13 protein-coding genes are annotated in these 13,995 nt (G+C 43.4%); 12 read left to right on the top strand and 1 reads right to left on the bottom strand.

The annotated features are described in order from the left end of the window. The first annotated feature begins 13 nt into the window (after positions 1-13). Together rpe and J7Q78_RS06165 are read left to right on the top strand one after the other, a co-directional pair. Complete coding sequence (gene rpe, locus J7Q78_RS06170) at positions 14-679, top strand: ribulose-phosphate 3-epimerase (protein ID WP_208422164.1); 666 nt, start codon at positions 14-16, stop codon at positions 677-679. Next, entirely contained in the window at positions 666-1,316 is a 651-nt protein-coding gene (locus J7Q78_RS06165; RefSeq protein WP_208422163.1) for a thiamine diphosphokinase, read from the top strand. The genes rpe and J7Q78_RS06165 overlap by 14 nt, the downstream gene beginning before the upstream one ends. A gap of 420 nt (positions 1,317-1,736) precedes the next feature. Here J7Q78_RS06165 and rpmB read toward each other — a convergent pair whose 3' ends face one another. Then, a complete protein-coding gene (gene rpmB, locus J7Q78_RS06160) occupies positions 1,737-1,922 on the bottom strand; it encodes a 50S ribosomal protein L28 (RefSeq protein ID WP_004265581.1) in 186 nt (61 codons plus the stop codon). A gap of 305 nt (positions 1,923-2,227) precedes the next feature. On the opposite strand from rpmB, the gene J7Q78_RS06155 reads away from it, so the two are divergent. The 10 genes from J7Q78_RS06155 (at position 2,228) to J7Q78_RS06110 (ending at position 13,941) form a co-directional block, all read left to right on the top strand. After that, positions 2,228-2,590, top strand: coding sequence for an Asp23/Gls24 family envelope stress response protein (locus tag J7Q78_RS06155; RefSeq protein ID WP_004265575.1), 363 nt, complete (start codon positions 2,228-2,230; stop codon positions 2,588-2,590). Positions 2,591-2,654: 64 nt separating this feature from the next. Beyond that, a complete protein-coding gene (locus J7Q78_RS06150) occupies positions 2,655-4,325 on the top strand; it encodes a DAK2 domain-containing protein (RefSeq protein ID WP_208422162.1) in 1,671 nt (556 codons plus the stop codon). Between the two features lie 102 nt (positions 4,326-4,427). Next, positions 4,428-6,470, top strand: coding sequence for an ATP-dependent DNA helicase RecG (recG, locus tag J7Q78_RS06145; protein WP_208422161.1), 2,043 nt, complete (start codon positions 4,428-4,430; stop codon positions 6,468-6,470). A 20-nt stretch (positions 6,471-6,490) separates the two neighbouring features. Next, positions 6,491-7,504 carry a phosphate acyltransferase PlsX gene (plsX, locus tag J7Q78_RS06140; RefSeq protein ID WP_208422160.1) on the top strand — a complete coding sequence of 338 codons (1,014 nt, stop codon included), beginning with the start codon at positions 6,491-6,493 and terminating at the stop codon, positions 7,502-7,504. Between the two features lie 151 nt (positions 7,505-7,655). Beyond that, the gene (gene acpP / locus J7Q78_RS06135; protein ID WP_076800074.1) at positions 7,656-7,898 is read left to right on the top strand and encodes an acyl carrier protein; all 243 of its coding nucleotides are present in this window, start codon (positions 7,656-7,658) and stop codon (positions 7,896-7,898) included. 248 nt (positions 7,899-8,146) lie between these two features. Further along, the gene (locus tag J7Q78_RS06130; protein ID WP_208422159.1) at positions 8,147-9,793 is read left to right on the top strand and encodes a peptide ABC transporter substrate-binding protein; all 1,647 of its coding nucleotides are present in this window, start codon (positions 8,147-8,149) and stop codon (positions 9,791-9,793) included. A gap of 68 nt (positions 9,794-9,861) precedes the next feature. Beyond that, positions 9,862-10,797, top strand: a complete 936-nt coding sequence (gene opp3b, locus J7Q78_RS06125) for an oligopeptide ABC transporter permease (protein WP_208422158.1) — start codon at positions 9,862-9,864, stop codon at positions 10,795-10,797. After that, a complete protein-coding gene (locus tag J7Q78_RS06120; RefSeq protein ID WP_154242676.1) occupies positions 10,798-11,811 on the top strand; it encodes an ABC transporter permease in 1,014 nt (337 codons plus the stop codon). A gap of 119 nt (positions 11,812-11,930) precedes the next feature. After that, positions 11,931-12,989, top strand: coding sequence for an ABC transporter ATP-binding protein (locus tag J7Q78_RS06115; RefSeq protein WP_208422157.1), 1,059 nt, complete (start codon positions 11,931-11,933; stop codon positions 12,987-12,989). Beyond that, positions 12,982-13,941, top strand: coding sequence for an ABC transporter ATP-binding protein (locus tag J7Q78_RS06110; protein WP_208422156.1), 960 nt, complete (start codon positions 12,982-12,984; stop codon positions 13,939-13,941). The genes J7Q78_RS06115 and J7Q78_RS06110 overlap by 8 nt, the downstream gene beginning before the upstream one ends. Positions 13,942-13,995: the final 54 nt, after the last annotated feature.

The raw sequence follows: 13,995 nt of genomic DNA, 5'->3' as shown, positions 1-13,995 counted from the left end.
GATCGGAGTTTTGATGATGAAACAAATCGCACCTTCAATCCTAAGCGCAGACTTTATGAACTTACAAAGAGACGTTCAAAACCTTGAAAAGGCGGGCGCCGATTTATTACACGTTGATATTATGGACGGGCTGTTTGTACCTAACATGTCATTTGGCCCACAAGTCGTAACTGGCTTGCGACCATTGACGACGTTGGGGTTAGATGTCCATTTAATGGTGGAACGACCAGAACGCTACATTGAACAATTTGCAGCGGCTGGCGCAGACTTAATCATGATTCATGTTGAAGCAACGCAACATCTTTATCGTGGTCTACAGATGATTAAAGATGCTGGTGTTAAAGCGGGTGTGGTGATCAATCCAGGGACGCCGGTTAGTGCGATTGAACCGGTCTTATCATTGGTTGATCAAGTCTTAGTAATGACGGTCAATCCAGGCTTTGGTGGGCAGCAGTTTATCCCAGCTATGTTGGACAAGGTCACTGAATTAGCGACTTATCGTAATCAACATACCGATGCAGATTACACGATTGAAGTCGATGGTGGGGTTAACGACCAAACCATTGGTGCGTGTGCAAAAGCGGGCGCGGATGTTTTTGTTGCTGGTTCATACACGTTTGCTGGTGACTTAACAACCCGGATTGCAACTTTAAAGCAGGCTGTTCATGACGCGGATTAATGTATTAGTGGGGGGGCCAGTGACGGAATGGGCCCCAGAATTAGCGCATCCAGAAATGATTGAGGGTCATTGGGTGACGGCCGATCGGGGCACATGGCGCTTATTACAAAAAGGCGTAACACCCGTTGTATCGGTCGGCGATTTTGATTCCTTGACGGCGGCTGAACGGACAACCGTTCAATCGGCAGTCAAGGATATTCGCTCAGTGCAGGCAGAAAAAGATGACACTGACACCCAGTTAGCATTGACCATTGCCTTCACTGAATTCAATGCGGATCAGGTTGTGCTGTATGGTGCGACGGGGGGCCGCTTGGACCATTTCCTTGCTAATCTCTTTATGCCATTAGAACCACGTTTCCAACCATTTTTAGACCGTTTGGAGATCCGTGATCGGCAAAATACGATTCGTTTTTATGCACCAGGTGAATATCAATTACAAAAAGAAGCTGATAAACGGTACTTGGCTTTCGTCCCTTTGATCCCAACGACGGGGTTAAATTTAATGGACGAAAAGTATCGCTTGGTCGATTATCAAACACAGGTCCCCATTTCATGGGCGAGCAACGAGTTTATTGGCGAGACTGGCCGGTTCAGTTTTAAAACCGGGGTGGTCGCCGTGATTCAAAGTAAAGATTAAAAAAAGCGCGCGCGCTCACTTAGGTGTTTCTGAAGATTAACAGGCAGTGGCAAGCATGGCTAGTCGAAAGCGGCTGTTAGCCGTAGCTAAACGCAAGTTGCAGCTGTTGTAATATTAAGATCAACCGCAACGATAATTGAATCCCCCCGTTATTAAAGTTTTTGCTTTAATAACGGGGGGATTTTTTTGCGCAAAAGCGCTCATTCTCAGCAGAATCTATGCGTCTAGCCAACGACATTTGCTGATAGAACTGACAGTATTCGCAATGACGCGAAATGAAACTAGGCGGCACACCACCGATAAGCTAGCGACAACGTGCTGCCTAGCTTCATTTTTAAGCTATGGCGTTTAAAACAGTATTTATTCTCGCAGTTTTTTGGCAAAAAAATAGACCGTCAACTGACGGTCTATCAAATGAAATTATACACGAGTTACTTTGCCTGATTTCAAAGCACGGGCTGAAACCCAAACACGTTTAGGCTTGCCATCAACTAAGATACGTACTTTTTGTAAGTTTGGCTTCCAAGAACGACGCGATGCGTTCAAAGCGTGTGAACGCTTGTTGCCAAATGATGTTTTACGGCCGGTAATAACGTCTTTTGCCATGGTCTTATTCCTCCTTTAAGTAAAGCCGGTAGAATTAACGAGAAACATAATATGATTCAGTTAGTCTTAATAGTTGCATGCATGCACACCGGCTCATACAATTCACTTAAATAATTTACCATAATAGTTTGGGGAATGCAAGAGCTCTTTCAAGGAAATTTACTTGACAGTCCAAAATAAGTCGTTTAAACTCATTAAAGTCTAAAAATAAGCCGTAATTGTGGAAGAATTCATCGGCAGTTGCTTTGCAACTCTTCGTCGCTATGCTAAAATAACAATAAGTATGGCACAAGGAGGCTATTTTAATGGCTGTTAAAATTAAAACACAATATGGTGACATTGATATTACCAATAACGTGATTGCAACCGTCGTAGGCGGCGCTGCAACAGATATCTACGGGATTGTTGGAATGGCAAGTAAGAATCAAATTCGTGACAATTTAAATGATATTTTGAATCGTGAGAATTATAATCGCGGGGTCGTAGTCCGTCAAGAAGACAACGGCGTTGCGATTGATGTCTATATTATTGTTGGTTATGGCATTAAGATCTCTGAAGTTTGCCGTAACGTCCAGAGTAAAGTGAAGTACAATCTTGAAACAATGCTGGGGGTCAGTGCGAACTCAGTGAATATCTACGTTCAAGGTGTACGGGTATTAGAAGACTAAAACTAATTAGCGGAGCTGGCCACTAGGTCCAGTTCTATTTGTTTTTGTTCAAGGAGGAACATTCGTGAAAGTTACTGAAATCACAGCAGCAGAATTCCAAGCAATGATGCGGGTCGCTGCACATCGGCTCACTAAAAATGCAGAATTTGTCAATTCATTAAACGTCTTTCCAGTGCCAGATGGGGATACTGGGACCAATATGAGTTTAACGTTTCAAAGTGGGGCCAAAGCAGTTAATGAAAATAACGCGCAATCTGTCGGTGAATTATCTAAGAGTTTAGCCAAGGGGCTTTTGATGGGCGCTCGGGGTAACTCCGGGGTTATCAGTTCCCAAATTTTCCGTGGTTTTTCTAAGAGCATGGCCGAAAAAGAAACGTTGAATGCACAAGATTTAGCGGACGCATTTACCAGTGGCGTTCAGACGGCTTATAAAGCAGTCATGAAACCCGTTGAAGGAACCATCTTAACGGTTGCCAGAGAAGGGGCTAAGGCTGGGGCCAAAGTTGCTAGTCAAAGTGATGATATTGGCGCAGTTATCGAAGCTGTTGTTGAGGGGGCTAAGAAGGCCTTGTTGAAGACCCCCGAATTGTTGCCGGTTTTAAAAGAAGTTGGCGTTGTCGATTCTGGTGGTCAAGGATTGGTCTTCATTTATGAAGGTTTTTTAGAAGGCTTAACCGGGCAAGCGCCTGCCAAGGATCTTTATACACCAGATGAAGCGGAAATGGATGAAATGGTGAACGCCAATCATCATCAAACTGCTCAAATGGGGACAGAAGATATCGAAAACGGCTACTGTACTGAAATTATGGTCGCTCTTGGCGACGGGACAACTGTCGATCGTGAATTTGATTATGATGAATTCCGCAATCATTTAGACGGTGTCGGGGACTCCCTCTTGGTTGTTGCCGATGAAGAAGTTGTCAAGGTCCACGTGCATACGGAACATCCCGGGGCAGTCATGGCTTATGGCCAACACTTTGGTTCATTAGTGAAGATTAAAGTCGATAACATGCGTTTGCAACATGATACGATTGTTGAAAACGACCAACAAGCCACGACCCCCGTTCAAGCTGAACCGGTTGAAAACGGGATTATTGCCATTGCAGCTGGTGCCGGAATCGCTGAACTCTTCAAGAGTTTAGGGGCTACTTATATCTTAAGTGGTGGGCAAACCATGAATCCAAGTACGCAAGATATTTTAGATGCTATTAAGGCGGCCAATGCTAAACAAGTAATCTTGTTACCAAATAATAAGAATATTTTCTTAGCCGCACAACAAGCTGCAGAAGTGGCTGATATTCCAGTGGCAATTGTGCAAAGCCGGACGATTGCCCAAGGGATGACGGCCCTACTATCATTTGACCCATCTGCTGAATTGGCTGCTAATCAAGAAGCGATGACTGAGGCGCTAGATACTGTGATTAGTGGACAAGTCACCCAATCAATTCGGGATACGACTTTAGACGGTCTTGAAATTAAGAAAGACGATTATATGGGCATTATCGATGGTAAAATTAAGGTCTCGACGGCTGAACGCTTAACAGCAGCTATTGAAATGGTCCAAACAATGCTTGATGAAGATAGCGAAATTGTCACCATTATTATTGGGGAAGATGGCGATGCAGCAGAAGCTGAGCAAATCAGTGATGCCATCATAGCTCAAGATCCAGAATTAGAAGTTGAAATACATGAAGGGAATCAACCAGTTTACCCATACTTGATTTCAGTTGAATAATTAATCAAATAAAACGGGAATGAGGCTGAAAAGATACCTGATTCCCGTTTTTTGATAAGTGCGTCATCAATGGGCGCTAAAAGACGTTATAGGAGGCTGTCAATGTTAAGTTTAACGGATTCTGTTGCTGTCTTAGCTGGCGTCGGCCCGAAACGCCTGACAGCCCTCGAGCAGCTTGGTATTAGGACCATCAGTGATTTATTGTATTATTTTCCATTTCGTTATGAAGATTTAAAGGTTAAGGATTTATCCACGGTAGCCGATCAGGAAAAGGTGACCTTAAAAGGAACGGTCGTCGCCGATCCGGTCATCAGTCGTTGGGGACCGGGGAAGACCCGCCTTAATGTACGACTCTTGATTGAGCACGATGTCGTGATGGTGACTTTTTTTAATCAGCCTTATCTCAAAGATAAGTTTGAAGCCGGCGTTGATGTTGCCATTTATGGTAAGTGGGATGCTCGCCGCCATACGTTGACGGGGATGAAGGTTCTTGCGGTTCAATCAGCGGAGAATCCATCGTTTGCGGCTATCTATTCTGTTAATAAGAGTATCCGTCAAGGGACACTCGTTAAGATGATCCAAGAAGCCTTTGATGGCTATCGCGATGTTATTCCGGAATTGATTCCAGCGGACATTCGCACACGTTACAAGTTAATGAACGAACGTGATTTGATTGCCGGCATGCATTTTCCAAGCACGTATCTTGAAGCAAAGCAAGCACGCCGAAGTGCCATCTTTCACGAATTCTTCCGCTATCAGATGCAATTACAGGCTATTAAACAGGCTGATCGGCATGTGGCAAACGGCCTAGCTTTACCGTATCAAAATGAAGCCCTTAAAGCGTTTATTCAAACCTTGCCGTTTGATTTAACCGATGCGCAAAAACGCGTTGTTAATGAAATCTGTCTTGATTTAAAATCACCAGCGCATATGAATCGACTTCTTCAAGGAGATGTTGGTTCCGGGAAAACAATTGTGGCAGCAATTGCGTTATTCGCAGCGGTTACTGCTGGCTATCAGGCCGCGCTGATGGTCCCAACGGAAATTTTGGCAGAGCAACACTATCAAAGTTTGCAACGATTAATGGCCCCAATGAATGTGACAGTTGGTTTATTGACTGGCTCAACGGCGCTCAAAGAGCGGCGGAAATTACTGGCGGACATTGAATCCGGCCAAATCAATATCATTGTTGGCACCCATGCGTTGATTCAAGATGCCGTGGTCTATCATAAGTTAGGGTTTGCTGTAATTGATGAACAACACCGCTTTGGTGTCAATCAACGGCGGATTCTGCGTGAAAAGGGGCTACAGCCTGACATCCTGGCGATGACTGCGACGCCCATTCCGCGAACGTTGGCGATTACGGCGTATGGTGAGATGGATGTTTCTACCATTGACGAATTACCCAAAGGGCGGCTACCAATCGAAACCAGCTGGGTGCGTAGTAATCAAGTGGAACAGGCACTCAGTTTTGTCCGGAAGCAACTTGAGGCAAACTCACAAGTCTTTGCAATTACACCATTGATTGCTGAATCGGCGCAGATGGATTTAAAGAATGCTGAGGAAATCTATGCGACGCTAGCCGAACAGTTTGAACCTGATTACCATGTTGCGTTGTTGCATGGTCAGTTAAAAGATGATGAAAAAAATCAGATTATGAACGCTTTTTCTGCGAATAAAATTCAATTGTTGGTTTCAACGACGGTCGTTGAAGTTGGGGTTGATGTGCCCAATGCGACGGTAATGCTTATTTTTGATGCGGATCGTTTTGGTCTAGCCCAGTTGCATCAATTGCGGGGGCGGGTCGGTCGTGGCCAGAAAAAAGCATACTGTATCTTAGTAGCTGATCCGAAGAACCAACAAGGTGTTGATCGAATGACCATTATGACGGAAACGACGGATGGTTTCGTTGTTGCGCAAAAGGATTTGGAACTGCGGGGTCCAGGCGAAGTCTTCGGCGATCGCCAATCGGGCTTGCCGGTTTTTAAAGTCGGTGATCCAGTAGCGGATTTTGCTAGTTTACAAGTTGCTCAGCAAGAGGTACAAAAAATCTTTACGCGCGATCCAGCGTTGGCAGCACCAGAACATACACCACTCAAAAGATACTTACAACAACAAAAGCAGAATTACCTAACGTTAGATTAAAAATGGAAAGAGGAATGATAATGAAAATTGCAGTAGACGCAATGGGTGGTGATTTTGCACCACAATCAGTAATTGCCGGGGTATTACAAGCCCGCTCAGAATTAACAGATGTTGAATTTATATTGTATGGTGATCAACTACAAATCAAACCGTTGATTGACGATATGACGCGGTTAACGATTGTGCACACCACCGAAAAAATCACTAGTGAAGATGAACCAGTGCGTGCAATTCGCCGTAAAAAGCAAGCCTCAATGGTCCTAGCTGCTCAAGCGGTTAAAGACGGAAAAGCAGACGCACTTTTTTCATTGGGCAATACTGGCGCGCTTTTAGCAGCGGGGTTATTTGTGATTGGGCGGATTAAAGGGATCGATCGTCCCGGCTTAATGCCTACCCTTCCAGCCATTAATTCTGATTTAGGCTTCAACATGTTAGATGTGGGGGCCAACGCCGAAGCGAAGCCAGAACACTTGTATCAATATGGCTTAATGGGGAATTTTTACGCACAGGATGTTCGTGGCATTCACAAGCCCCGGATTGGGTTGCTGAACAATGGTACTGAAGCTGGCAAGGGTGATGAGTTGCACAAGGCAGCCCACCAACTGTTAGCAGACGATCCAACGTTAAACTTCATCGGTAATGTTGAAGCAAGTGAACTCCTAAAAGGGGTTGCAGATATCGTAGTCACCGATGGGTTTACCGGCAATGCGACACTTAAAGCAATTGAAGGCACGGCCACAATCGTGATGTCGCAAGTGAAACATGCCATCATGGATGCGGGCGTCAAAGAAAAAATCGGTGGTTTGCTCTTGAAAAAGAGTGTCGGTGGGATTCGGGACAAATTTGACACGTCTGTTTATGGCGGCGCTGTTTTGTTAGGCTTGAAAGCCCCAGTGGTCAAGGCGCACGGTGCGGCAGATGGCCGAACGGTATACTATACTGTTCGCCAGATTCATGCAATGCTAACGAACCAAACGATTCAAAAAGTAATCGATTATTTTGACCAACAAAATAGCTCAAAAGAAACCGATTGAAATAAGTGGACAACGTGCCCCAAAGGCGCTACAATATATTTCGCAAGTCTGATTTGATTGACTTGAATTGAGTTGCGAAGTTATGTATAATCACTGGATACCCAAAGTGTTAAGGACGTAAGTAAGGGTTTCAGTTTGGAGGTTTTTAATGATGAATGAACAAGAAATCTTTGATAAGATTGCGGCTATTATTGGCGATCGATTTGAGTTAAATAAAGATCAGGTAACAAACGAATTGAATTTCAAGGAAGACTTGGATGCTGATTCAATTGATATCGTGGAATTTGTCTTGGAATTGGAAGATACTTTTGGTGCTGAAATTCCGGATGAAGAAGCTGAAAAGATCGGTACGGTAGCTGATGCCGTTGCTTACATTAAAACAAAAATCAAATAATAACCTTAAAAACGAGCCTGTTGGTCGTGACGAGTCACGACTAACAGGCTTTTTTTTTGCTTTTTAAGGCGTATTTTTAAAATGAGATTATTCACATAATAATCGCTTATGGATGCGTTATAAAATTAGAATGATTCTTATAATGGCTTTATATCAATAAAAATAAATTAGAATATTTTAATATTTGTTATTTACTTTTCATTTTTAATCATGTATTATTACTTTTAACAACTGAAGGGAGTGTCCATATGAAACGAGAAAAGAGTTTGGTATTAGGCGTAACAACCGTGGCGGTCACATTATTATTAGCAGCTTGTGGAAACTCAGGGAACAAGGAAGCTGTTAAAACTGATACAGCCAGTTTTGCAACGAGTGACGTCATTGCAACAATGGATTCAGCGTTGAATACGGATGTGATCGGGGCGCAAGCTTTAACTGATACGATGGAAGGCCTTTACCGCTATGAAGGCAAAGAAATTAAACCGGCGATTGCAACTAAAGTTGTCAAACCAACTAATAACGGTTTAACATATACATTCCCTTTAAGAAAAGATGCGAAGTGGAGCAATGGCCAACCGGTGACGGCCGACGATTTTGTTTATGCTTGGCGCAGAGTCGTTGATCCTAAGGTTGGCTCACAATATGCTTATATTTATGAGGGGATCAAAAATGCGGCCGACATTACGACTGGCAAGCAACCGGTTGATTCACTTGGCGTAGTTGCTAAGGATCAACATACCCTAGAAGTTACCCTTGAAAAGCCAATTCCATACTTTAATCAATTGATGACGAGTTCAACTTTCTTCCCCCAATATCCAGAAGCAGTTGAGAAAGCTGGCAAGCGTTATGGGACCAATTCTAAAACGTTAGTCTTCAATGGCCCTTATAAGTTAGAAAACTGGAATGGCCCGGATAGCGCATGGCAAGAAGTCAAAAACACGAAGTATTGGAACGCTAAAGCAGTTAAGGTGAAAACGTTGAAGTATCAAGTGGTTAAAGATCCATCAACGGCCCTGAACCTCTTCCAAAGTAATAAATTAGACCGGACAGCCATCAGTGGTGATACGGCAAAACAAATGAAGAACGATCCCCATTATTCAACCTTGCAAAAATCAGCAACGTTCTATATGCAAGTTAACCAAGAAAAAAATCCCATCTTTAAAAACGCAAAGATTCGCCGAGCAATTTCGATGACGATCAATCGTAAAGAACTAGTGGCTCAAGTTCTAGGTGATGGCTCAAGTCCCATTGCTTCTGTGACACCAAAGAAGATGGCCTTTAATCCAACAACTAAGAAGGATTTTGTGGATGATTTAGCCGCAGCAGGCAAGAAAAATGCAAGCTATAATCCTAAAGAAGCAACCAAACTTTGGCGTCAAGGCCTTGCTGAAACTGGGCAAACCGGCAAGACGTTTAATTACACCTTGCTTGGGGATGACACGGATACGGCTAAGAAACAGTCTGAATATTTACAAAATACTTTGCAAAAGAACTTACCAGGTTTGAAAGTGACATTGGCCAACGTACCGTTTAAGACGCGTTTAACACGTTCAACGAACGGTGATTTCGACATGGTTGTCAGTGCTTGGAACGCTGATTTTCCGGACCCGATCACATTCTTAGACTTGTTTGTAACGGGTGGCGATAACAATAATGGTCATTGGAGCAATGCTGAATATGACGCACAAATCAAAGCAAGTAAAGTTGATAATGCCAATGATCCCCAAGCAAGATGGCAAAATCTTGTTAAAGCACAAGATATTATGAATACTGAATCAGGGGTCATTCCACTGTATCAATCAGGGATAGCGTACTTAACTAACCCAAATCTTAAAGGTTTAGACTATGGCCCTTCAGGAAACTACAATAATGTCTCACTTTATTTAAAAAAATAAACGGACTTTATAAAGATGGGTTTCGGCGTTGAAAAACAATGAAGCCTGTTTTTGTTAGGAGCGAACTTATGAGTAAATACCTTATTAAACGAATATTCTATTTAGTGCTAACCCTATTCATTGTCGCTTCTGTGACTTTCTTCATGATGAAGTTGATGCCAGGGACCCCCTATACAAATCAAGAAAAAATGAGTGCTGATCAATTACGCATCATGAATGAACAGTATGGGTTGAACAAACCATTGATCCAGCAATATTTCATCTATCTAGGTGGATTGTTGCACGGTGATTTTGGGACATCTTTCCAGTTCAACAATCAGCCTGTCTTAAGCTTAATCATGACGCGCTTAGGTCCTTCATTACAAATCGGGGCGCAAGCGATGATTGTCGGATCATTACTCGGAATTTTACTCGGGGCAGTGGCGGCTATCCGCAAAAACACATGGGTCGATGGGGTCGCAACGTTCTTTTCAATCGTTGGGATTTCAATTCCCAACTTTGTCTTGGCCGTCTTACTCCAATTTTTCCTAGCTTTTAAATTACAACTATTTCCAATTGCGTTATGGGATGGTTGGTCTTCTAGTATTTTGCCGACCTTGGCACTAGCAGTTGCGCCATTGGCGAATACAGCGCGGTTTATGCGAACTGAAATGGTTGATGTCTTAAACAGTGATTATATCGAACTTGCCAAAGCCAAAGGAAATTCAAAGTGGCAAACAGTAGCAAAACACGCCTTACGTAATTCAATGATCCCAGTTGTGACGATTATTGGGCCAATGGCGGTTAACTTGATGACTGGTTCATTGGTGGTTGAAAATATATTCTCAATTCCTGGTATTGGCGAACAATTCGTAAAGTCAATCATGACTAACGATTATCCAACCATCATGGGCTTGACCATTTTCTACTCATTTTTATTAACAGTGATTATTTTAGTCGTCGATATTCTTTACGGCATTATTGATCCACGAATTCGATTAAGCGACAGTCAGGGGGCTCACTAAATGGCAGATATTAAAATACCAGCGGGCTCATTCAAGCCCCTTACCCAAGACACACACGAAGCGCAAGAAAAAATTAGTGCGCCGTCGTTGACGTTTACCCAAGATGCACTTCGGCGCTTAAAACAAAATAAAGTGGCGGTAGTTTCGTTAATCGTTCTCTTGATTGTCATGTTGGCCGCTTTGTTGGCGCCAGTAATTGCACCCCAAAGCCCGAATACGCAAAACGTAGCATACGCCAACTTACCCCCTAAAATTGGCTCTGGGAATATACCTGGCTTTACCGGTAAGATGAATGTTGGCGGTGTTGAAGTTGATAAATATCAACAAGCAGGCGTTCCCAAAGGCAAAACGTTTATCCTAGGGACTGATTATCTCGGTCGTGATTTACTATCACGGATTTTATATGGGACACGGTTATCATTATTAATCGGGATCCTAGCGACCTTGGTCGATTTATTAATCGGCATTCCATACGGGATTGTTTCCGGATGGCGGGGGGGCCGATTGGATATGTTCATGCAACGGGTAACTGAAATCATTTCCTCGATTCCCAACTTAATCGTTGTCGTCTTGATGATGTTAGTGCTTCGTCCAGGTTTATTGTCAATTGTCATCGCAATCGGGTTTACCGGGTGGATTACGATGGCCCGGCTGATTCGGGCGCAAACTTTCCAACTGAAGGAGCAAGAATTCGTGCTCGCCGCGCGAACGTTGGGTGAAAGTTCGACTAAGATTGCTTGGAAACACCTGATTCCGAATTTATCCTCAACGATTATTATTCAAACAATGTTTACGATTCCGAGTGCGATTTTCTTCGAAGCGTTCTTGAGCTTTATCGGGATTGGCATTCCAGCACCGAACGCCTCGTTAGGGACATTATTATCAGATGGTCAAAAGGCTTTCCGGTTCTTGCCATACCAAATGTGGTATCCAGCAGCAGTCCTCTGTGTCATTATGATTGCCGTCAACTTACTAGCAGACGGGCTAAGGGATGCGTTTGATCCCAAATCATAGCTCCAGTTTCAAAAGCACGTTTGGAAAAAGCGGCTCATGAACGTTAACTGAAAAAGTTATTAAATGAAAGTGTCAATCTAAGGCCGTTTCCACGCGGTGTCATCATTGGAGGTCGTCAAATGGCAAATATTTTAGAAGTTAAACATTTAAGTATCGATTTTAAAACCTACGCAGGCAACGTCCATGCGATTCGTGATGTCAGTTTCAACTTAAAAAAGGGCGAAACATTAGCGATTGTTGGTGAATCTGGGTCCGGTAAGTCGGTGACGGTCCGAAGCATCATGGGGTTATTAGCCGGCAATGCTCACATTAAGGGCGGCACAATTAAGTATCACGATGAAGATTTGTTACAAAAGCCCGAACAGGAAATGAATGCGTTACGCGGTAGCGATATTGCGATGATTTTCCAAGATCCGATGACCTCATTGGATCCAACGATGCCAATTGGTAAACAGGTTGCCGAACCGTTATTAATTCATAAAACGATGAACAAAGAAGAAGCAATGAAACGTGCACAGAGTGTTTTAGAGTTGGTAGGCATTCCGAATGCTAAAGCACGAATGAAGGATTATCCGCATCAGTTTTCTGGTGGGCAACGGCAACGAATCGTGATTGCCATTGCCATTGTTGATTATCCACAAATCCTGATTGCCGACGAACCGACAACGGCCCTTGATGTGACGGTGCAAGCACAAATTATCGATTTGATGAAGGAATTGCAACGAAAAATTGAAACGTCAATTATTTTCATTACGCATGATCTAGGGGTTGTTGCGGGGATTGCGGATCGCGTCGCGGTGATGTATGCTGGCAAGATTATCGAATATGGTTTAGTCGACGAAATTTTCTACGAACCTAAGCATCCATACACGTGGGGGTTATTGAATTCGATGCCAACCCTCGATACTGCTGGGCGTCTTGAAGCTATTCCGGGGACGCCACCCGATCTGTTGGACCCACCCAAAGGAGATGCCTTTGCCCCACGTAATCCATACGCATTACAAATTGATGTTGAGCAGGAACCCCCTTTTTTTCAAGTCTCCAAAACACATTTTGCGGCAACTTGGTTGTTGCATCCAGATGCACCATCTGTGGAACCACCGGCAGCCGTTCGCGCAATGATGGCTAAGTACCAGGCGGCACAAGTTCAAGCGAAAGTAGGGACAATTGATGGATAAGGATAAAAAAGTATTAGTATCGGTTAAACATTTAAAGCAATATTTTAGCCAAGGTAAAAAATCCGAAGTAAAAGCCATTGACGATGTCTCATTTGAAATCTATGAAGGCGAAACGTTTGGCTTGGTGGGTGAATCTGGTTCTGGGAAGAGTACAACTGGGCGGAGTATTATTCGATTATACAACCCAACGGATGGTGAAATTCTATTCGATGGTCGTGATATTAGTAAGATTAAAAATCATAGTCGTGAAATGAAGGCATTCCGTAAAGAAATTCAAATGATTTTCCAAGACCCCTATGCGTCATTAAACCCGCGGATGAAGGTTAAAGATATTATCGCTGAAGGGTTGCACATCCACCACCTGGTCAAAAATGAGGCAGAATGTGATGCGCGTGTAAATGAACTTTTGGAACTCGTCGGATTGAATAAAGATCATGCAACCCGGTATCCGCATGAATTTTCCGGTGGGCAACGGCAGCGCATCGGAATTGCACGGGCACTTGCGGTAAAGCCTAAGTTTATCATCGCGGATGAACCCATTTCGGCGCTTGATGTGTCGATTCAAGCCCAGGTGGTTAACTTGATGAAAGAAATTCAAGAACAGCAAAATTTAACGTATTTGTTCATTGCGCATGATTTGTCGATGGTCAAATATATTAGTGATCGGATTGCCGTTATGCATAATGGTAAAATTATGGAATTAGCACCTGCCGATGATATCTATAATCGACCATTGCATCCGTATACACAAAGTTTATTATCCGCGGTACCGTTGCCTGATCCTAAGATAGAGCGGCAACGTCGCAGAATTGATTATGATCATGCAATTGAAGCGGATAATACAGACCGTCAATTGCGTGAAGTGGCCGATGAACATTATGTCTATGCCACTGAAGCCGAATTAGCGAGTTATCAAACCGCTAATGCAGCGATGATGACGCCACCTGCATAAAGTAATGCCTGTTTTGAAATATTCATTAGCGTGTTACAATGAATACTTCAAAAC

This window comes from Latilactobacillus fragifolii (assembly GCF_905332535.1).
GTDB lineage: Bacteria > Bacillota > Bacilli > Lactobacillales > Lactobacillaceae > Latilactobacillus > Latilactobacillus fragifolii.
This window is presented reverse-complemented; position numbering and strand designations above follow the sequence as displayed.

What these genes read in the sequence shown, in the direction of transcription:
- rpe (WP_208422164.1), top strand. Translation starts at nt 14, where the DNA reads ATGATGAAACAAATCGCACCTTCAATCCTAAGCGCAGACTTTATGAAC.
- J7Q78_RS06165 (WP_208422163.1), top strand. Translation starts at nt 666, where the DNA reads ATGACGCGGATTAATGTATTAGTGGGGGGGCCAGTGACGGAATGGGCC.
- rpmB (WP_004265581.1), bottom strand. Translation starts at nt 1,922, where the DNA reads ATGGCAAAAGACGTTATTACCGGCCGTAAAACATCATTTGGCAACAAG.
- J7Q78_RS06155 (WP_004265575.1), top strand. Translation starts at nt 2,228, where the DNA reads ATGGCTGTTAAAATTAAAACACAATATGGTGACATTGATATTACCAAT.
- recG (WP_208422161.1), top strand. Translation starts at nt 4,428, where the DNA reads ATGTTAAGTTTAACGGATTCTGTTGCTGTCTTAGCTGGCGTCGGCCCG.
- plsX (WP_208422160.1), top strand. Translation starts at nt 6,491, where the DNA reads ATGAAAATTGCAGTAGACGCAATGGGTGGTGATTTTGCACCACAATCA.
- acpP (WP_076800074.1), top strand. Translation starts at nt 7,656, where the DNA reads ATGAATGAACAAGAAATCTTTGATAAGATTGCGGCTATTATTGGCGAT.
- J7Q78_RS06130 (WP_208422159.1), top strand. Translation starts at nt 8,147, where the DNA reads ATGAAACGAGAAAAGAGTTTGGTATTAGGCGTAACAACCGTGGCGGTC.
- opp3b (WP_208422158.1), top strand. Translation starts at nt 9,862, where the DNA reads ATGAGTAAATACCTTATTAAACGAATATTCTATTTAGTGCTAACCCTA.
- J7Q78_RS06120 (WP_154242676.1), top strand. Translation starts at nt 10,798, where the DNA reads ATGGCAGATATTAAAATACCAGCGGGCTCATTCAAGCCCCTTACCCAA.
- J7Q78_RS06115 (WP_208422157.1), top strand. Translation starts at nt 11,931, where the DNA reads ATGGCAAATATTTTAGAAGTTAAACATTTAAGTATCGATTTTAAAACC.
- J7Q78_RS06110 (WP_208422156.1), top strand. Translation starts at nt 12,982, where the DNA reads ATGGATAAGGATAAAAAAGTATTAGTATCGGTTAAACATTTAAAGCAA.